Below are 16,396 nucleotides of genomic sequence, written 5' to 3'. Positions count from 1 at the left end.
AAAAAAGGCTTCCTTGAGAAGCCTTTTTTTATTAAATTGAGAGAGAAACCACTAAATCAGAAATTTTATGCTAGCAGACCCTCAAGAAGAAGAATGGGCAGCCCTTTTAGAAGAGCGGATTAAGCCCAAGTTAAAAAGCCTGTCGCTACAGCTAAAACTGAATAGCCTTAAGGTGCAGCTCCGCAAAGGAAAATTAAGCTTAAATGAAGCGAGACAGCAGCTTTGGGCCTATTGTGCCAAAAATGAAAAAATGTATGCCGCCGACCTAAAAGCTATTTTTAGACATTAAGCCCCCCCTCCCCATGAAAAATAACCAACTGATTTCCCCCGAAATTTGTGCCCAATGGATTACAGAAGGCCGAACCTTAATTGTTGCCGCAGATGGACCAATTTTGAAAACCCTACCCAAAGGTAACTGGGTCGGTGGCAGCATTCCCTACTTTATGACCGAAGAGGGCGGTGCCTTGAACCGAGAGCAGGTTTTTGTGACAGATCTGACTACTGAAATTCAAGATTTCAGCATTAAGGCCTATGGCGCTCAAGAATTGAAGCAAATGCTGGATGATCGTCCAGAAAATGGCTTTAGCTATTTGCTGATGCCCGCTTTTCAGGAAGTACAGACCAATTATGCCTTGCAAATTAGCCAAAACCCAAAGCTATTTGATGTGCCTACCCTAGGTTGGGTAACAGGTGTTGTTTGGGGCGAGGTCGCTCAACCACTAGTGGTGAATGGCCAAGATGGAGCGGTCTATACGGACCAACTTTTGGCCCTACACGCCCAACTTGCTGCAGAGCAATATGCGGAGCTCTCTATTGTGAATATCTATGAACAAAACGATGGGCCAAAAATCCAATTCCTAGAAGATGGCTATCAGGTAGAGGATTGTTTAATTGATGGCGAAAAACAAAACTTTTTGAGCTATCTCCAAGAACATCAAATTGATATGGAATACCCCTTGGTCGGAGATTTTGGCGGCGCCCAACTCAATACCTCTATCTATCAGGCAGAAGAAGCCGCCACGGCGGTCAGTTTTGCTTCTCCAGTTTTTCAAAGCCAAATTTACCGCTTTGCCAAAACTATAGAAAACCGACAAGCGGCTTTTAAGGCTAAACTGCCCCCAAAAACCGAAACGACCTTAGTCGCCTACAATTGTGTAGCTAACTTTATGCAATTGGGCGGAGAAGAAAACTATACTCAAGGCTACCATTACCCCTTCACTTTTGGCGAAATCGCCTATCTGGTCCTGAACCAAACGATGGTCATTCTAGATATCAAAAAATAGTAGTTGGCCATACATATCTTAACCGCTAACAAAATGGCTCATGCCGAACAACCAAATATTAACTTTAGAAGAAACCCGCCGCCTCATTGAAGCAGGAGAACTCTTGCTGATTGCCGCTAGCCAAGAATTACTCGATCAGTTGCCTGCTGGTCAATGGCTAGGGGGAACGATTCCGTACTTTATGAGTGAAGCTGGTGCAGAAAAAAATCTGCAGCATCTTTTTGTCAGCCGATTGAGCAATTTGGCCCAATCTGCCGAAATTAAAAGCTATTCGGCCCAAGAGTTGGAGCAAATGCTGGCCGATCGGCCCAAAAATGGCTTTAGCTATATCGCTATGCCCGTTTTTTCTGAGGTGCATAAAGCCTATGCCGTAGAAATTGGACAATATGAAAGCCTCTACGATTCTCCAATTTTAGGCTGGATCACCGGAAAAGACCTAGAGGCCGAGGATGAACAGTTTCCAGCCGTTTATCATGGCCCAACAGCTAGCTGCCTAAGCAATAAGGCCGTCATGATGCATATTGAATTGCCCGAAAGCCAATATGCCGAAATCGAAATTTATAACCCTTACGAACAAGGCCAAGGCGACCGCATTCAGTTCTTAGAAAATGACTTCTCCGCCGCAGAGGTCCTGATCAATGGCGAAAAACAAAATTTTGCCCACTATTGCCGAGCCAATGAGATTAAAGGCCAACTCCCCCTGCTCGCTAATTACTCTGGCGCCTTGGTCAATGTTGATATTGAACGAATTGAAGAGGATCGAGTCTATTTTTATGGCCCAGTATCTACCGACCAAGTTTATTATTGGGCCAAGGAAATTACTTATAGCCCTAATGCGTTCTTAGATAAAATGCCTAAAGAAAAGGCCCAAACAGCCTTTAATTGCATTTCTATCTATTTCAATTTCCAATTGAATGGAGTGCGTCTGGCTAACTATGGCGGGCTATTTACCTTTGGCGAAATTGCTTACCTCTTACTCAACCAAACGCTGGTCCTCCTCTATATTCAGGATAAGTAAAGAAGATTACACTAACCCACTATTTTTTTGATGAACTTAGCTCTTACCTTTATCCCAAACAATAAACACAATGGGCCATTTCCTAACTTAATAACAGAACGATATGGCTAAGCTTCAAAACCAATTGCTCTCCCTAAAAGAAACTCAAGCACTTATTGAATCCGGCCAATTGCTGCTGATTGCAGGCAGCCAAGGCTTGCTGGACCAACTGCCCGCTGGCCAATGGCTGGGCGGAACTACGCCCTACTTCATGAGCAAAGAAGGGGCGCAAAAAGATCTTAACCGCCTTTTTGTCTCTAATCTGAGCGATCTGGCCCTAAACGCCGAAATTAAAAGCTATTCGGCCCAAGAGCTGGAACAACTACTGGCCGATCGGCCCGAAAATGGCTTTAGCTATATCGCACTGCCCGCTTTTTCAGAGGTGCATAAGGCTTATGCCCTAGAAATTGGCCAATATGATACGCTCTACGACCAACCTATTCTAGGCTGGATCACTGGCCGAGAATTAGAGGCCGACCCCAGCCATCTGCCCGCCGCCTATTATGGCCCAAAAGCAGAAAAAATGAAGAATCGGGCGGTCCTCATGCATGTCGAATTGCCCGAAAGCCAATATGCCGAAATCGAAATTTATAACCCCTACGAAGAAGGCAAAGGCGACGATATTCAGTTCTTATCTACCGATTTTCAAGCTACCGAAGCCCTGATCAATGGCGAAAAACAAAATTTTGCGCACTATTGTAAGGCAAAGGGCATAGACGGAAGCCTTCCCCTGATTTCAGACTATTCTGGGGCCCTGATTAACACCACTATCCAACGAGTAGAGGAAGATACAGTCTATTTTTATGCCCCCGTTTCTGTAGACCAGGTCTATCATTTGGCCCAAGCAGTAGATTATAGCCCCCAGGCTTTCCGCAAAGAAATGCCTAACTCCCCCGCAATTACAGCCTGCAACTGTATCGTGAATTATCTGAACTTTAAATTAGATGGCGAACAGCTAGGCAATTATGAAGGACCCTTTACCTTTGGAGAGGTCGGCTATATGCTGCTCAACCAAACGCTGGTCCTCTTGCATATCCAAAACTATTAAGTACAGATGATTGATCCTAACGAAAAAAATTGGCCCTACTATCAAGCACTCTTTTTCCTCCAAGATGAAGAGCTAGAGGAACTTGCCCAAGCAGGCCAAAAAATTTATGATCAAAAAGATGCACTCTATCAACGCTTCTACGATTGGCTGCAAAATCACCCTTTCTTTCTAACTTATTATACCGAGGATGTCTTGCAGGCAATCCGAGATAGTGAGGACATTTTTTGGGATGATTTGCTCTCTGGCCAAGCCGATGATGAGTATATCGAACGCCAACGCTTTTTTGGACAGGTCTTCGCCAGCGTGGGCATCCCCTTCGATGCCTATCTGGCTTTCCTCAATTATTATCATCAAGAGGTCCAGGATTTACTCGAAGAACATGGCCTGCTCAGTCTGAGCCTGCTCAAAACTTACCGAAAGTTTACGGGCATCGCCATCTCTACGCTCACCGATGGCTATAGCTCGGCCAAAGATGAGTTGCTCCGAGAAAAGGAGGAAACGCTTTCTTCTATGTCTACGCCCATTACCCCGCTTTGGGAGGGCATTCTGCTGCTGCCTTTGGTGGGCTTTCTAGATAGCGAACGCGCCCAACAGGTTATGCACGCTATGCTCGAGGAAATTGCGGAAAAAAGCGCCAAGGTGTTTATTCTCGATATCCGCGGTATCGCCGTTATGGATAGCGAGGTGGCCAACGCCCTGATTAAGATGAGCAAGGCGGCCAAACTGATGGGCTGCCAAGCGATGCTCTCTGGCATTTCTGGCAATGTGGCCCAAACGATTGTCGATATTGGCCTAGATATTCAAGAAATTCAAACGCATGGAAATATGCTGAATGCCCTCCGTGCTGCCCTTCGACTCACGAATCAAAGTATTTTTTAGGGGCCCGCGGCCGCCCTTTATTTTGGGGCGGCCGCCGCTATGCTGCGGGGCTCACAGGCCTGTTCGGCCCTGCAGGCAGGCAAAGCCTGCCTTTGGTCTGGCCTTCGGCCACCCCTCCGCAGCGCTGGGCCATTCGGCCTGCGGCCGGGGCGGCTTCGCCGCCTCCAATCTCCAAAAAAAAGCTTACTTTTGGTCCAAAATCAATCATGAGAATTTTTATCTTTTTGGTCCTGTTGCTTAGCCTCTTTGCCTGCCAAAAGGGCCAAACGGTCCACTCCAAATGGGGCCAATATAGCCTGCAGTTTCCCGCTCCCGCCGATAGTATCCTGCAAAAGGATGTAGAAGCCTATTTCTATAAAAGTCCCGACTCTATCTGGGAGTATCAGGCGGCTTGTATGCAATTAAGCAAAGAACAACAAGCCCTAAGCAGCGATAGCCTTTTTGAAGCCCTGCTCCTAGGCGCCGCTCTCCGCCTAAAACCCCTAAGCATCCAAAGAGAAGAAGGGCCCTGGCCCCAAAAGTCTAAACGATATACCCTGCTCGGCTTTGATGCTGCCGCTGTTTATGAGCTCTACCGTAAAGAGGATAAGGTCTATCAATTGCTGATTGTGAACAAACAACCCCAAGAAGTTGGCCCAAAAGAAATAGAGGCCTTCATGGGGAGCTTTAGCCTCAAAGAAGAATAAAGAGAATGCTTTCTGGCCCCAAAGGCCCAAAACCCTAAGGTTTTGGGCCTTTTTAGGTCTAGTAGGCCCAAAGGGCCGCCGGCTGAGGGATGGAAAAGGGGGCGGCGAAGCCGCAGACCCAGCAAAATGCGAAGCATTTTTGCGCAGGGCCGAGCAGACCTGCGAGCCCTGACACAGCCCGACCCGACCGCAGGGAGGGGCAGCCCCAAAAAATCATTAAAAAAATAAAAAAAAAGGAAAACTAACTAATTTAAGTTGATTACCTTTGTGCTTGATAGTATTGCTATCATTAAACCAACTTATTTACCCTTGGATGCAGTTAGCTTAGCCCCTAAATGTGTTCTACATTCTATTTGAGTCTATGAAAGCCCCTCTTACTTTCAAGCACTTGAAGAACGATTTACCTGCGGCCATTGTCGTTTTTTTGGTAGCCGTTCCTCTATGCCTAGGTATTGCCTTGGCCTCTGGTACCTCTCTTTTGTCTGGCGTTATTGCTGGCATTGTGGGCGGTATTGTGGTCACGCTTTTTTCCAATTCATCTCTAGGCGTTAGCGGTCCGGCTGCGGGATTGGTGGCTATTGTCATCAGCGCAATTGAGCAGTTGGGAAGTTTTGAGACCTTTTTGCTGGCGGTGGTTATTTCTGGCCTTTTGCAGCTTCTTTTGGGCTTTTTGAAGGCGGGAAGTATCGGTTACTTTTTTCCTTCTTCGGTCATAAAAGGGATGTTGTCGGGCATTGGGCTCATCATTATCCTCAAGCAAATTCCACATGCCTTAGGCGACGATAAGGACCCCGAGGGCGAGATGGCTTATCTGCAGCCCGATGGAGAGACCACTTTTAGCGAGATTTTTAAGGCATTTACCGATGTTTTTGAGGGGCTGAATGTAAACTGGGGACCTGCCGTAGCGGCTTTGGTCGCCTTTATCATTCTCATTATTTGGCAACAAGAGTTCATTAAAAAGCAGCCTTGGGCCTTGTGGATTCAAGGACCTTTGGTGGCCGTTTTTTCGGGCATCGTACTGAACTTGAGCTTTAAAGGGATTCCTCAATTAGAAATTGCCTCAGAGCATCTGGTCAGTCTGCCCATTTTTGATTCTTGGGCGGCCTTTTCTGCTGAAATGAAGTTTCCCAATTTTGCCGAGCTCTTTAATCCAGCCGTTTATACTACGGCCATCACCTTGGCCATTGTGGGCAGTATGGAGTCTTTGCTTTGTGCCGAAGCAACCGATAAGTTGGATCCACATAAACGGACCACCAACCTCAATCAGGAGCTCAAGGCGCAGGGCATGGGGAATATTGCTGCCGGTTTGCTAGGCGGATTGCCCGTCACGCAGGTTATTGTGCGCTCTTCGGCCAATATTCAGTCGGGCGGACGCTCAAAAACGGCGGCATTTTTACATGGGGTTTTTCTGCTTTTGGCCGTTTTGACGATTCCCTTTCTGCTCAACCTGATCCCGCTGGCTAGCTTAGCCGCTATTTTGGTGATGGTGGGCTATAAATTGGCCAACCCAACGGTCTTTAAGCAGATCTGGCAGCAAGGCTACAAACAGTTTGTTCCCTTTTTAGTTACTATTATTGCCATCTTGCTCAGCGATTTGCTCATTGGAATTATGATTGGGATGGCGGTGGCCATTTTCTATATCTTACGCAATAACTATCGCCTGCCTTTTGTCGAAACTAAGGAGGGAAATAGGATTCAGCTGACGCTCTCAGAAGATCTCTCTTTCCTCAATAAAAGTGCGCTAAAAGAATATTTATCTAATCTTCCCGCTAAAAGTCAATTGATTATTGATGCTAGCCGAACCGAATATATTGACCCCGACATCCTAGATATCTTTGAAAGTTTTAAGGATTATGCCAAATTCAAAGAAATCAAATGGAAATGGCTGGGGCTGGATAGGGAAGGGGAAACCTTGGCCGAACTCAAGCGGATACAACCGCAGGAAACGGCCAGCTAATTTTCCCTTAGCTATTTGGATAATGCCCTTTTGCGTAGCTGCAAAAGGGTTTTTTCTTTTTTTAAGCCTATCTTTGCCCCTTATACTGCTCTAGAACCACTGCTCAACAATCACATATGATTGCTATTCATATCCAACTCAACGAAAACCTCTATCTGCGCGACCCGCAGCAAACTAAACTGGGCCGAAAAATTATCGAGTATGCCATTATCCTGATCGAGGAATTGGGTTTCGAGAAGTTTACCTTTAAAAAGCTGGCTTGCAAAATACAGTCAACGGAGGCTTCGGTCTATCGCTACTTTGAAAATAAGCACAAATTGCTGCTCTATTTGGTCTGCTGGTACTGGGAATGGACCATGTTCCAGATTGATTATAATAGCATGAATATCGATTGCCCCGCCAAGCGACTCAAAATTATTTTGTCTACCCTGGTCACTTCTTCCCAAACCAATCCAGCGGTAGAATATGTAGACGAAAACCGCCTGCACCGCATTGTGGTGGCCGAGGGCATTAAGGCTTATCATACCAAGGAGGTCGATGATGAAAATAAAGAAGGCCTTTTCCTCAATTATAAAACCCTGTCTAAGGTGATTGCAGACGCCATTCAGGCAGTTAAGCCAGATTTTCCCTACCCCAATACCCTAGCCTCTAGCCTGATCGAAATGGCCAGCGACCACATCTATTTTGCCGAGCATTTCCCCTCTATTACCGATGTTTCTGTAGAGGAGGGCCGCCTAGATGCCGTGGTCAATATGCTTGCCTTTTTTACCTTCAAAATGCTAGACCATCCTATTCCAGAATAGGAGGTTTTGGGGCTGCCCCTGCGGCCTTCGGCCTTGGGTCGGGCCATTGCGCAGCTCGCAGGCTTGCTCGGCCCTGCAGCCCTGCGGGCTTTGGTCTGCGGCTTCGCCGCCCTGCTACAGCCCCTCAGCCGCTTCGCTTCGCTCGCTTGCGGCGGCTTCGCCGCCTGTCCACCGCAAAATGGACCAAAAAAAAGCATCAAACTCCCCCAAGTTTGATGCTTATAAAAATCCCCATTATTTACCCCAAACAGTTTCCTAGTTAGCAAGCTAAGCTAGTCGCTGTTTGTTGTGTTATAAATATGAAATTTTTCACTTGTTTGCAGCTCAGGAAAAGGCCTACTGCTCTTTTTTAGGTATTTTACCTACTTGCCCGGTTTTTAATTAAATTCAAATCCAACTATTTGGTTATTAGTTTATTAGAGTAATTTTTGCTCCTTGGCTTCTTAAAAAGCAATAGCGCAAAAAAAGAAAAAAAGTAGACAAAAAGGCCAATTTAAGGCAAGGTACTGTTAAAATACGCTGAATAAATTTTCTGTCACAAAAGTTGAATAACTATTTAATTATCACAACATCTTATTCTTTGGGACTAAGTCTAGTCCAAATTTTTGGTAAGTTGCTTTTAGGCGAAATAGACAAGCTATTATTTCTATTCGTTTGTTGACTTCTACCTCCTAGCATGGGGTTGCTGCTGGTCACTCCATTCTGAGGGTCTTGTTCATCGAAGAGGCTGCCGGCCTGTTCTGCCTGCTCAAAGGGAGAGGCTTTGGCAGCTCGGACAAAAAAGCCTAGGGAAAAAGGCGTTTTTTGTTTAGGGGCTAGACCTAGGCGATTTTTGGGCAGTTGAAACTCTAGGCAAAGGCGTTTGCCGGCATCAAAATGGGCGGCAGTTTTAAAGTCCTTAGAGGCCAAATTGCTTACGCGAATATCTTCAGAGACAAAATTGAGGAGTTCAAACTCTTGTAATTCTTGGGCGTAGAGGGCCAGAAATTTGGCCTCATCTACACCAGCTTTTTGGGCCAATTCTTCTAGGCGGCTAGTGGCCAAGGGCAGGGGGTAATTGAGGCCCAAGCTTTTTTTGTCTTTGCCTAGGCTGTCTATCCAGATTTGAGCCCCATTGGCCAAAACATAGTTTTGGTAGCTAGGCTCATCTATACGTATATATAGGTAGAGAAACTCTTCGTCTTCTTTGGCCGCATACTGAATATTGATTTTTTCTCTTAGCCGCTGTAGGCCTTCGGGCCAATCCTCGCTTTGTCCATCAATTTGCATTTTTGCTTGGGGCGGGGCTTGTAGGTAGGCTAGGGGACTGCTGCTTTTGCAGGCCGTAAAAAAAAGGCCAAAAAGAAGCAGGGCAGCGCCCATTTTTTTGGGAAGCCCAAAAAACTGGACTAATTTTGCAGAAATTAAATTCATTATGCAAGCAGATTATACGGTAAACAATTTGGCCGAATTGGCAGCTGTGGCCCAAGAATTAGTAGCTGGACCGCTGCAAACTTACCGCAAAGTTTTTTTAGATGCGCCTATGGGAGCCGGAAAAACCACTCTGGTCCATTATTTACTGCAAGCCTTAGGGGGCCAAGAAGAGGGGAGCAGCCCTAGCTATAGCCTCATTAACGAATATGGCCTGCAAAACAGCCCTTTGCTCGTCCGCCATGCCGATCTCTACCGCCTAGATAGCCTAGAAGAAGCCCTAGAAATTGGTATAGAGGACTACTTGGAAGATGAACACTACTTTTTTGTAGAATGGCCAGAAATTTTGCTACCTTTGCTAGCCGAAAATGCATTGCATTTGCGGATCTTGGTCCAAGAAGAAGGAACACGACAAATTTTTTTAGAAAAAATGTAAAAAGTTTTGGCGGTTTAATTTTCCTTCTTATATTTGTGCCGCTACGGAATTGGCCCATGGTGTAATTGGTAACACAGCAGATTTTGGTTCTGTCATTCTAGGTTCGAGTCCTAGTGGGCCAACAACTTCTCAGAGGAGAGTTTGGCTCCTATAAGTAGCAAAGATTTTATTGGCCTATGGTGTAATTGGTAACACAGCAGATTTTGGTTCTGTCATTCTAGGTTCGAGTCCTAGTAGGCCAACAACAGCCAGTCAGATTTCTGACTGGCTGTTGCTATTTTAGGCGGACTCTTTTGGCGGCGAAGCCGCTCTGGGCCGAAGGCCTTTGTTGGCCTAGCGATGCGGAGGGCTGGCCCAGAGGGCCAGACCGAGTTTTTGAGCGCAGCGAAAAAACGAGCGGCCGAGCAAAGCTGCGAGCCCCGAAGCGACAACAAGAACTTTAGTTCGCCGTTCGACGACCAAAGGGAGTAACTGCCGCAGCTTGGCTGCGGAGGCCCCAAAACAGTACTAAAATGGCCTTTTTTAGGGCCTTTATTTGCTTTTTTTGGGTAAATGTTTGGAAATGCTGCAAAAGGATATAAATTTGTAAGCGCCGAAAGCTAGACCTTCGACCATTGGTTTGAAGAACAGTAAGAAGCCCTAGATACAGAGCCCCCCTGCCTATTCAAACTACCCCAAGCTAGCTTTTTAGGGCGCAAGAATTACTGTATCATTTGGATAATCTAGAATTTAACTATGAACAAAGGAGATTTGATCGACAAAATTGCAGAAGCTGCTGGTTTGAAAAAAGCTGATGCTGCTGCAGCCTTGAACGCTACCCTAGAAACTATTGCTGACACTTTGAAAGCAGGCCAAAAAATCACTTTGGTTGGTTTTGGTACTTTTGATGTGAATTACCGTGCTGCCCGTAAAGGAATCAACCCCTCTACGCAGAAGGAAATCCAAATCAGCGACAAGGTAACTGTAAAGTTTAAAGCAGGTAAAGAGCTTGCTGGTACTGTAGATAACAAAGATCTACGCACTAGCCTTAAAGCTGCTGCTGACAAGAAAAAGAAGAAGTAAGTTGCTTTTTCTTTCTAAGTTCTGATAAAAAGCCATCGACTCTTTGGGTCCATGGCTTTTTTTTGCGCAAAAATTAAAGCTCTATGCGAATTGTTCTTTTGGCTGTTTTGCTCCTTTGGGCAAACAGTAGCTGGGCCCAAACGCCAGTAGATAGCCTACAACGAGATAGCCTGCCCGCCGCCACAGAAGCCGAACGCTTTCAGAAATTAGGCGATAGCCTGAAAATAAAATGGCGCTATGCCCTAAGCGAAAACAAATGGGCCAAACTGGATACTAGCCTCCATTATATGCATGATTTTGCCTGGGGCTGGGCGCAAGAAAGTTGGACCCAAAACTACGGGAATCTGGGCCATTGGGGAACGCCCGTTTTTGCCAAAACTTGGCAGTATGAAGAAAAAGAATTAGGCCCCCGCCTAGGCGCTGGAGAACATCTGGACCGCTACCGCCTGCGGCCCAACCAACTCCGCATCTATGAGGTAGAAGGAGGGAAGGCCCTAACCAACCTTTACTACAGCCAAATTAACCTGAAAAATCTGGCCCTCAAAGCCGAATTGGCCCAGCAATACAATAAACAACTCTATTACGGCATCCAGTATAGCGTGCTGAGCCAAAGAGGCTATTTTAATAGCCTCGCTAGCCAACATCGAGACCTCGGCCTGCAGCTTCACTACCAAAAAGCCAACTATAAGGGCAGCCTGTTTGTAGTCTCTTCTAGCCAAAATCAAAGCGAAAATGGAGGCCTGCAAGATAGTGTTTTGCAAGGCCTGAGCAATGATTTTTTAGAAACTGCCGAAACTAGCCTCAATGAAGGCGATAATGACTCGCCCCGACAGGAAAATCGCTTTTTGGAACTGCTTTATCGCCAAAACTGGAAAAACTGGGAGCACCAACTGCATTACCAACAAGAACGATTTAAGTTTTTTGATAATAATCTAGCCGCAGATAGTAGCTTCTACGGCCCACTTCAGGTCAATAACCGAGGCCTGAGAATGGCCATGCAACAACAGCTGCTTCAAAATCAATTGAGCTATCAACTCGCTGATATTAAGCTCTTTTTGGGCCACAGATTTCAAGCGGTTACACAAGAACCCCTGCCCCTAGAACAGCTCAATAGCCTTTTTGCAGGCGCCAATTATCAAGGCCAAAACCTAAGCGCCTCAGGCCAAGTTTTATTTGGAGAGCAAACCCTAGATTATCAGCTTAAACTGCGCTATGAACGTCCTTTGTCTAAAGGGCTAGCAGCTGCGGTTTGGGGACAAATGCAGCAGTTTCGCCCCAGCTTCTTAGAACAAAAAGCCTATCTCTCTGGCCAAGAAATCTGGAACAATGACTTTGGCCAAAGCCAAGAAGCCAATCTCGGCCTCGGCCTGAGCTGGAAAGGGCAGGAGGGAAGCCTCAAAGCCCAATATTTCCTCCGCCAAAATCCTATTATCTACAACCTAAACGGCCAAAGCGAACAACTCAATAGCAGCCTGAGCTTGCTGCAAGCCGAACTCCAACAAAGCTTCCACTACAAAGGCTTTTACTCCGACACTCGCCTAGTTGGGCAGCTACAAGTCGGAGAAGAAAAATACTGGCCCCTGCCCCAAGGCCAACTCCAACAAAAGCTCTACTTTAAAGGCAAATATTTCCGAAACGCAAGCTGGCAATTTGGCTTCCGCCTGCGCTACCAAACGGCCTTCTACGCCCAAGCCTATGCCCCAACTTGGAACCAATTTTATCTGCAAGACGAACAACTTTTACAGTTTTATCCCCAACTAGATGCCTTTGCCGTCCTCAAGGTCTACCGCTTCCGAATTGGCCTCAATTATCAAAATATTAGCTACTTCTGGGAAAACCAAAACTACTTTAGTAGCTACCAATATGCCGAGGCCAATAACTGGCTCCGACTCTCAGTTCTTTGGAGATTATTTGATTAATGTCCTTTTTTTGGGGCTGCCCCTTCGCTTCGCTGCGGGTCGGGCCATTGCGCAGCTCGCAGGTCTGCTCGGCCCTGCAGCGGCTGCGCCGCTTTGGTCTGCCGCCTTCGGCGGCCCTGCTACAGCCCCTCAGCCAAGTCGCTGCGCTCCTCTGCGGCGGCTTGGCCGCCTTATCTAAAAAATATCCCTAGGGCCATAAAAAAAAGCCCTTAAAAGGGCTTTTGGCTTGATTTTGGGCGGCATTAATTTAAGCTTGCCCCTTAGGTCCAGAATAAGACAAACTGCTATTGCGGCTGCTATTTCTAGGGTCCTTAATTGGACCAAACTCCTGCTCATAACGCTGCAAATTATCCGATAAAGCCGCCAATAAACGCTTGGCATGATGTGGACTCATTAATACTCTAGACTTTACCCGAGCATGATCAATGTTAGGGACCAAACGAACAAAATCTAAAACCACCTCATCCGGAGAATGACTGATGATGGCCAAGTTAGAATAAATGCCATCGGCTACTTCTTCAGAAATCTGAATATTAAGTTCTTGTTTATCTTGGTTTTGCATTATTTTTGATATTAGGACCAGAAAATAGTAAAATATTAAACGGTTGTGCCCAAAGGCCAACCCAAATAAGATAGCAAAATCAATAGAAAATTTATAAAAAGCAACTTTTAAATCGCACCAATCATGAAGAAACTCAATTTACTTTTCCTCTTTAGCGCCATGATTCTTTTTAGCCTCAGTAGCTGTGGCGACGACCTAGCCAAAAAGGCAGGCAGTAGCATGACAGCAAGCATCAATCTAGAAGAAACCCGCGGCGCACAAAAGTTTAGCATCGCCGGCGATGCCGTGAGCATCCCCGCCGAGGATATGATCATCCTAAAAGCTAAGGATAAGCAAAATGAAGAAGCCGTTACGGGCATTATGCGCTCTTTGGCCAAAGCCGAAAATGAAGCGCAGAAACTAGATGTTAAAATGACGATGGCCGAAGGCCCAGTCAACGACATCTTCGCTTTTTCCCTAGAATCAACTACCGAAGAAAATCTAACCTTTGAAATGTATGATGAGGAAGGATTTGAATTGGCCGCCAATAATAGCATTGAAGTAACTGAAGGCAAAAACTATAAAGCCATCAAAGTAAGTAGCCTCAAAGAAGGAACTTATTACTTCAAACTGAAAAACCAAGCCGGCGCCGAGCTAAACCAAATGTTTTCTATTGAAAGAGAGTAGTTTAGCTACAATATAAGCCTATGAACCGCTAAAAGGACAGCCTCTTGAAAAGCTGTCCTTTTTTGTGATAAAATACCTTAAAGGCTCGTTAAATATGCTTATATTGAACTCCCCAAGAAGTGTTATTTGGTGACCTGAAAAAGAATGTCCCCTCTCTAAATCAGCTACAGAAGCTAAGCAACTGTTTAACAACTGAATTATACTTCTCACCGACAGACAATTTGTCTATAAATATCACTCCCAATGTGTCTAAAACATCGCATTATTTATTTTGTCCTGCTTCTTTTGGTCAGCGCTTGTGGACCAGGGGCCGCCCCTAGGCCAGAAGTCAACATGGAAGGCTTGCAGGCAGATAGTAGTGTCAGAGGACAACAGGTCCACTTTTCTGATTTTCCACAACTTCAACGCCTAACAACCATCGATCGGGAACTGAAAGAAATTAAACTCTTTTTAAGAGGCAAGGGGAGCCTATCGAGCAAAAGCCAAGCACAATTTAGAGAGCTGCTTGCTAAGGTGGACCAACTCAACGAAAGTCCTATTCAACTAGCCTACAAAAAAGAAGGTAATGATTACCTCTACCTAGAGCTAGCAACCACCGAAGACATGGACCTAGAGTTTCAGTTTTTTGACCAAGACGGCTTTAATCGCCTAGCTAAAGAAACTACCGCCCTGCCCAAAGGAAAAACAAATCTGCTCATTCCTACAGCTAGCCTAGAGTCTGGCCCCTATATCTTACTTGTGGCCAATTCTCTAGAAATAATCTATTTAGGTTTAGTGGAAGTCTGAAAAAAAAATGAAAAAAAAACCGATTTAAAGGTAACAAAGTCAGTACTTTTGCCATAAACATACATAGAGCGGATTAAACCCCATTGTTTTAACCGCCATACACCCCAAAACAACTGGCCCTAAAAGCCAAAACCTATTATTTACTATCACATTAAAACCACCTCTTATGAAAAAGTTGTCAAGCTTCCTCCTCGCTGCCGCCGTACTATTCACTATGGGCTCTTGTGGCTCTGATAGCCAACAAGCTGCTACTGCCGTAAATATCAAGAACGTAAATAGCACTCGTGGTGTACAAACTGTTCAGTTCCAAGGCGCAGATGTAGCGATCACTGCTGAAGACGTTTTCGTTGTAGAAGCCAAAAAAGCAAACGCTAAGCAAAGCGAAGATGCAGTAAACGATATCCACAGCTCTTTGATGTCTGCCGAAAAAGAAGACCAACTTGCTGGTATCGAACTCACTATGGAAGATAAAGCCGTAGACGATATGTTCGTTTTTGGCCTCAAAGCAGAAGAAGCTAAAGATGTTATGTTCGAGATGTACGATGAAGAAGGTTTCGAACTAGCCGCCAACAACAAGTTTAGCCTCAACCAAGGTCACAATTACAAAGCCCTCAATGTAACTAGCCTAGAAGAAGGTAAGTATTTCTTCAAGCTAAAAGACGAGGCTGGTAAAGAAATGACTAATACAGTCGTGATCAAACGTGACTAATTTTTAGGCCGTTTTTGCCTAAACAAAATATTTGAAAAGAGCGGCTGTACATACAGTACGCTCTTTTTTTTAACCGATTATTGGCCCTAAAATTAAAATGATGTTTAAAAAAGCAATTTACCTTTCTGCCACTATGGCTTTTTTGGCCTATGGCTGCCAATGTGACTGCGAAAATGCAGAAGATAGTGCTGCTACTGCCATCCAAACCGAAACGATTATTACCGAGTCTGCCCAAAGAGGTAAACTCGACGTAAAGACATTGGTCGTAGAAAAATTTGAAAGTCTGCCCATTAGCAAAGTAGAGGACCAAATTCCCGCCGAGCTCTTTAAAGAACCTATCGAGGCCCTAGCTCCCGCCGACCGAAGCGCAGGCGATGCCGCCTTTAGCCAACGGCTGCTCGCTAGCCTGATGGGCGCCGAAAATAAACAAAAGGAATTGCCCGTGACCCTTAGTATGTCGCCAGAACCCGTGCAAGAAGGCTATTTCCTCTTTGGCGTAAAAGCCCAAGAAGCTCAAGAGCTCGACTTTGAAATTTATGAGGCCCAAAGCCTAGAATTAGTGGCCCAAAATAAAATGCAACTGACGCCAGGTAATAATTATAAGGCCATCAATCTCAAAACTTTTGAAGATGGCTACTATATTTTCCGCCTCTATAATGAAGCCGGACAAGAAGTGTCTCAACGCCTTCAAGTCCTTAATGAAGCCGTACAGTAAGACCGAGCCCCCCTGGCCCAAGCCCCAATTTGCTTTAGCAAATTGGGGCTTTTGCGTTTGGCAGGCCCAAAGGGCCGCAGGCCATAGCCAAATTTAAATGCACTCACTTTTATAGTTTGCAGCAATTTTCCACTAGTCGGCCCTATTTTTCTCGGCCATAGCGAAGGCTATGCCCTTAAAAAATAGCTGGTCTAGCCAAAAATTCATAGCAAACTATAGCCAAAGCAGCGCAATTAAATCTGGCTGAGGGATAGATAGCAGTGGCCGAAGGCCAGACCCAGCTTTTTGAGCGAAGCGAAAAAAGCGCAGGGCCGAGCAGACCTGCGAGCTGCGACATAGCCCGACCCGCCCGCAGGGCGGGGCAGCCCCAAAAAAACTCCTAAAGAAATAAACATGCTTTTGCCTAAGGCAAAAATGA

General features: G+C 45.6%; 17 protein-coding genes and 2 tRNA genes. 17 read left to right on the top strand and 2 right to left on the bottom strand.

Translation table 11 applies throughout. The features are described 5' to 3' along the window. The first annotated feature begins 67 nt into the window (after window positions 1-67). The 8 genes from SGRA_RS05780 to SGRA_RS05745 all read left to right on the top strand — a co-directional run bounded on the left by SGRA_RS05780 (window position 68) and on the right by SGRA_RS05745 (window position 7,713). A complete protein-coding gene (locus SGRA_RS05780) occupies window positions 68-289 on the top strand; it encodes a hypothetical protein (RefSeq protein ID WP_015691677.1) in 222 nt (73 codons plus the stop codon). A gap of 13 nt (window positions 290-302) precedes the next feature. Then, window positions 303-1,283, top strand: a complete 981-nt coding sequence (locus SGRA_RS05775) for a DUF6976 family protein (protein WP_015691676.1) — start codon at window positions 303-305, stop codon at window positions 1,281-1,283. Between the two features lie 40 nt (window positions 1,284-1,323). After that, the gene (locus SGRA_RS05770; RefSeq protein ID WP_015691675.1) at window positions 1,324-2,301 is read left to right on the top strand and encodes a DUF6976 family protein; all 978 of its coding nucleotides are present in this window, start codon (window positions 1,324-1,326) and stop codon (window positions 2,299-2,301) included. 103 nt (window positions 2,302-2,404) lie between these two features. Next, the gene (locus SGRA_RS05765) at window positions 2,405-3,388 is read left to right on the top strand and encodes a DUF6976 family protein (RefSeq protein WP_015691674.1); all 984 of its coding nucleotides are present in this window, start codon (window positions 2,405-2,407) and stop codon (window positions 3,386-3,388) included. Window positions 3,389-3,394: 6 nt separating this feature from the next. Beyond that, window positions 3,395-4,267, top strand: coding sequence for a protoglobin domain-containing protein (locus tag SGRA_RS05760; RefSeq protein WP_015691673.1), 873 nt, complete (start codon window positions 3,395-3,397; stop codon window positions 4,265-4,267). A 206-nt stretch (window positions 4,268-4,473) separates the two neighbouring features. After that, window positions 4,474-4,953, top strand: coding sequence for a hypothetical protein (locus tag SGRA_RS05755; RefSeq protein ID WP_015691671.1), 480 nt, complete (start codon window positions 4,474-4,476; stop codon window positions 4,951-4,953). Between the two features lie 361 nt (window positions 4,954-5,314). Next, window positions 5,315-6,910 (top strand): SulP family inorganic anion transporter, encoded by a 1,596-nt coding sequence (locus SGRA_RS05750; protein WP_015691669.1) that lies wholly within the window; start codon window positions 5,315-5,317, stop codon window positions 6,908-6,910. A gap of 116 nt (window positions 6,911-7,026) precedes the next feature. Next, window positions 7,027-7,713, top strand: a complete 687-nt coding sequence (locus SGRA_RS05745; protein ID WP_015691668.1) for a TetR/AcrR family transcriptional regulator — start codon at window positions 7,027-7,029, stop codon at window positions 7,711-7,713. Window positions 7,714-8,286: 573 nt separating this feature from the next. Here SGRA_RS05745 and SGRA_RS05735 read toward each other — a convergent pair. After that, entirely contained in the window at window positions 8,287-9,126 is an 840-nt protein-coding gene (locus SGRA_RS05735; protein ID WP_015691666.1) for a hypothetical protein, read from the bottom strand. Window position 9,127: 1 nt separating this feature from the next. Between SGRA_RS05735 and tsaE the strand changes: the two genes are divergently transcribed. From tsaE to SGRA_RS05705, 5 genes are all read left to right on the top strand, one after another. Next, window positions 9,128-9,559 (top strand): tRNA (adenosine(37)-N6)-threonylcarbamoyltransferase complex ATPase subunit type 1 TsaE, encoded by a 432-nt coding sequence (tsaE, locus tag SGRA_RS05730; protein ID WP_015691665.1) that lies wholly within the window; start codon window positions 9,128-9,130, stop codon window positions 9,557-9,559. A 50-nt stretch (window positions 9,560-9,609) separates the two neighbouring features. Beyond that, window positions 9,610-9,681, top strand: a tRNA-Gln gene (locus tag SGRA_RS05725). Window positions 9,682-9,729: 48 nt separating this feature from the next. Then, window positions 9,730-9,801: transfer RNA gene (locus tag SGRA_RS05720), tRNA-Gln, on the top strand. Window positions 9,802-10,294: 493 nt separating this feature from the next. Beyond that, window positions 10,295-10,621 (top strand): HU family DNA-binding protein, encoded by a 327-nt coding sequence (locus tag SGRA_RS05710; protein WP_015691662.1) that lies wholly within the window; start codon window positions 10,295-10,297, stop codon window positions 10,619-10,621. Window positions 10,622-10,704: 83 nt separating this feature from the next. Further along, window positions 10,705-12,540, top strand: a complete 1,836-nt coding sequence (locus SGRA_RS05705; RefSeq protein ID WP_015691661.1) for a putative porin — start codon at window positions 10,705-10,707, stop codon at window positions 12,538-12,540. 247 nt (window positions 12,541-12,787) lie between these two features. Here SGRA_RS05705 and SGRA_RS05695 read toward each other — a convergent pair whose 3' ends face one another. Continuing rightward, on the bottom strand, window positions 12,788-13,102 hold the full coding sequence (locus SGRA_RS05695) for a DUF3467 domain-containing protein (protein ID WP_015691659.1): 315 nt from the start codon (window positions 13,100-13,102) through the stop codon (window positions 12,788-12,790). A gap of 123 nt (window positions 13,103-13,225) precedes the next feature. Here SGRA_RS05695 and SGRA_RS05690 point away from each other — a divergent pair, with 123 nt between their 5' ends. The 4 genes from SGRA_RS05690 (at window position 13,226) to SGRA_RS05675 (ending at window position 15,978) form a co-directional block, all read left to right on the top strand. After that, complete coding sequence (locus SGRA_RS05690) at window positions 13,226-13,768, top strand: T9SS type A sorting domain-containing protein (protein WP_015691658.1); 543 nt, start codon at window positions 13,226-13,228, stop codon at window positions 13,766-13,768. Between the two features lie 243 nt (window positions 13,769-14,011). Further along, a complete protein-coding gene (locus SGRA_RS05685) occupies window positions 14,012-14,554 on the top strand; it encodes a hypothetical protein (protein WP_015691657.1) in 543 nt (180 codons plus the stop codon). Between the two features lie 166 nt (window positions 14,555-14,720). Then, window positions 14,721-15,263: a hypothetical protein gene (locus SGRA_RS05680; RefSeq protein WP_015691656.1), complete on the top strand. Its 543-nt coding sequence runs from the start codon at window positions 14,721-14,723 to the stop codon at window positions 15,261-15,263. Between the two features lie 97 nt (window positions 15,264-15,360). Continuing rightward, window positions 15,361-15,978, top strand: coding sequence for a hypothetical protein (locus tag SGRA_RS05675; protein WP_041329514.1), 618 nt, complete (start codon window positions 15,361-15,363; stop codon window positions 15,976-15,978). Window positions 15,979-16,396: the final 418 nt, after the last annotated feature.

It is taken from the genome of Saprospira grandis str. Lewin (genome assembly GCF_000250635.1).
GTDB lineage: Bacteria > Bacteroidota > Bacteroidia > Chitinophagales > Saprospiraceae > Saprospira > Saprospira grandis.
The sequence above is the reverse complement of the archived record's forward strand: the minus strand, read 5'-3'. Positions and strand labels throughout refer to the sequence as shown.

Coding starts and splice junctions, on each gene's coding strand:
- SGRA_RS05690 (WP_015691658.1), top strand. CDS start 13,226: ATGAAGAAACTCAATTTACTTTTCCTCTTTAGCGCCATGATTCTTTTT.
- SGRA_RS05685 (WP_015691657.1), top strand. CDS start 14,012: ATGTGTCTAAAACATCGCATTATTTATTTTGTCCTGCTTCTTTTGGTC.
- SGRA_RS05780 (WP_015691677.1), top strand. CDS start 68: ATGCTAGCAGACCCTCAAGAAGAAGAATGGGCAGCCCTTTTAGAAGAG.
- SGRA_RS05755 (WP_015691671.1), top strand. CDS start 4,474: ATGAGAATTTTTATCTTTTTGGTCCTGTTGCTTAGCCTCTTTGCCTGC.
- SGRA_RS05675 (WP_041329514.1), top strand. CDS start 15,361: ATGATGTTTAAAAAAGCAATTTACCTTTCTGCCACTATGGCTTTTTTG.
- SGRA_RS05745 (WP_015691668.1), top strand. CDS start 7,027: ATGATTGCTATTCATATCCAACTCAACGAAAACCTCTATCTGCGCGAC.
- SGRA_RS05775 (WP_015691676.1), top strand. CDS start 303: ATGAAAAATAACCAACTGATTTCCCCCGAAATTTGTGCCCAATGGATT.
- tsaE (WP_015691665.1), top strand. CDS start 9,128: ATGCAAGCAGATTATACGGTAAACAATTTGGCCGAATTGGCAGCTGTG.
- SGRA_RS05760 (WP_015691673.1), top strand. CDS start 3,395: ATGATTGATCCTAACGAAAAAAATTGGCCCTACTATCAAGCACTCTTT.
- SGRA_RS05710 (WP_015691662.1), top strand. CDS start 10,295: ATGAACAAAGGAGATTTGATCGACAAAATTGCAGAAGCTGCTGGTTTG.
- SGRA_RS05680 (WP_015691656.1), top strand. CDS start 14,721: ATGAAAAAGTTGTCAAGCTTCCTCCTCGCTGCCGCCGTACTATTCACT.
- SGRA_RS05705 (WP_015691661.1), top strand. CDS start 10,705: ATGCGAATTGTTCTTTTGGCTGTTTTGCTCCTTTGGGCAAACAGTAGC.
- SGRA_RS05765 (WP_015691674.1), top strand. CDS start 2,405: ATGGCTAAGCTTCAAAACCAATTGCTCTCCCTAAAAGAAACTCAAGCA.
- SGRA_RS05750 (WP_015691669.1), top strand. CDS start 5,315: ATGAAAGCCCCTCTTACTTTCAAGCACTTGAAGAACGATTTACCTGCG.
- SGRA_RS05770 (WP_015691675.1), top strand. CDS start 1,324: ATGCCGAACAACCAAATATTAACTTTAGAAGAAACCCGCCGCCTCATT.
- SGRA_RS05735 (WP_015691666.1), bottom strand. CDS start 9,126: ATGAATTTAATTTCTGCAAAATTAGTCCAGTTTTTTGGGCTTCCCAAA.
- SGRA_RS05695 (WP_015691659.1), bottom strand. CDS start 13,102: ATGCAAAACCAAGATAAACAAGAACTTAATATTCAGATTTCTGAAGAA.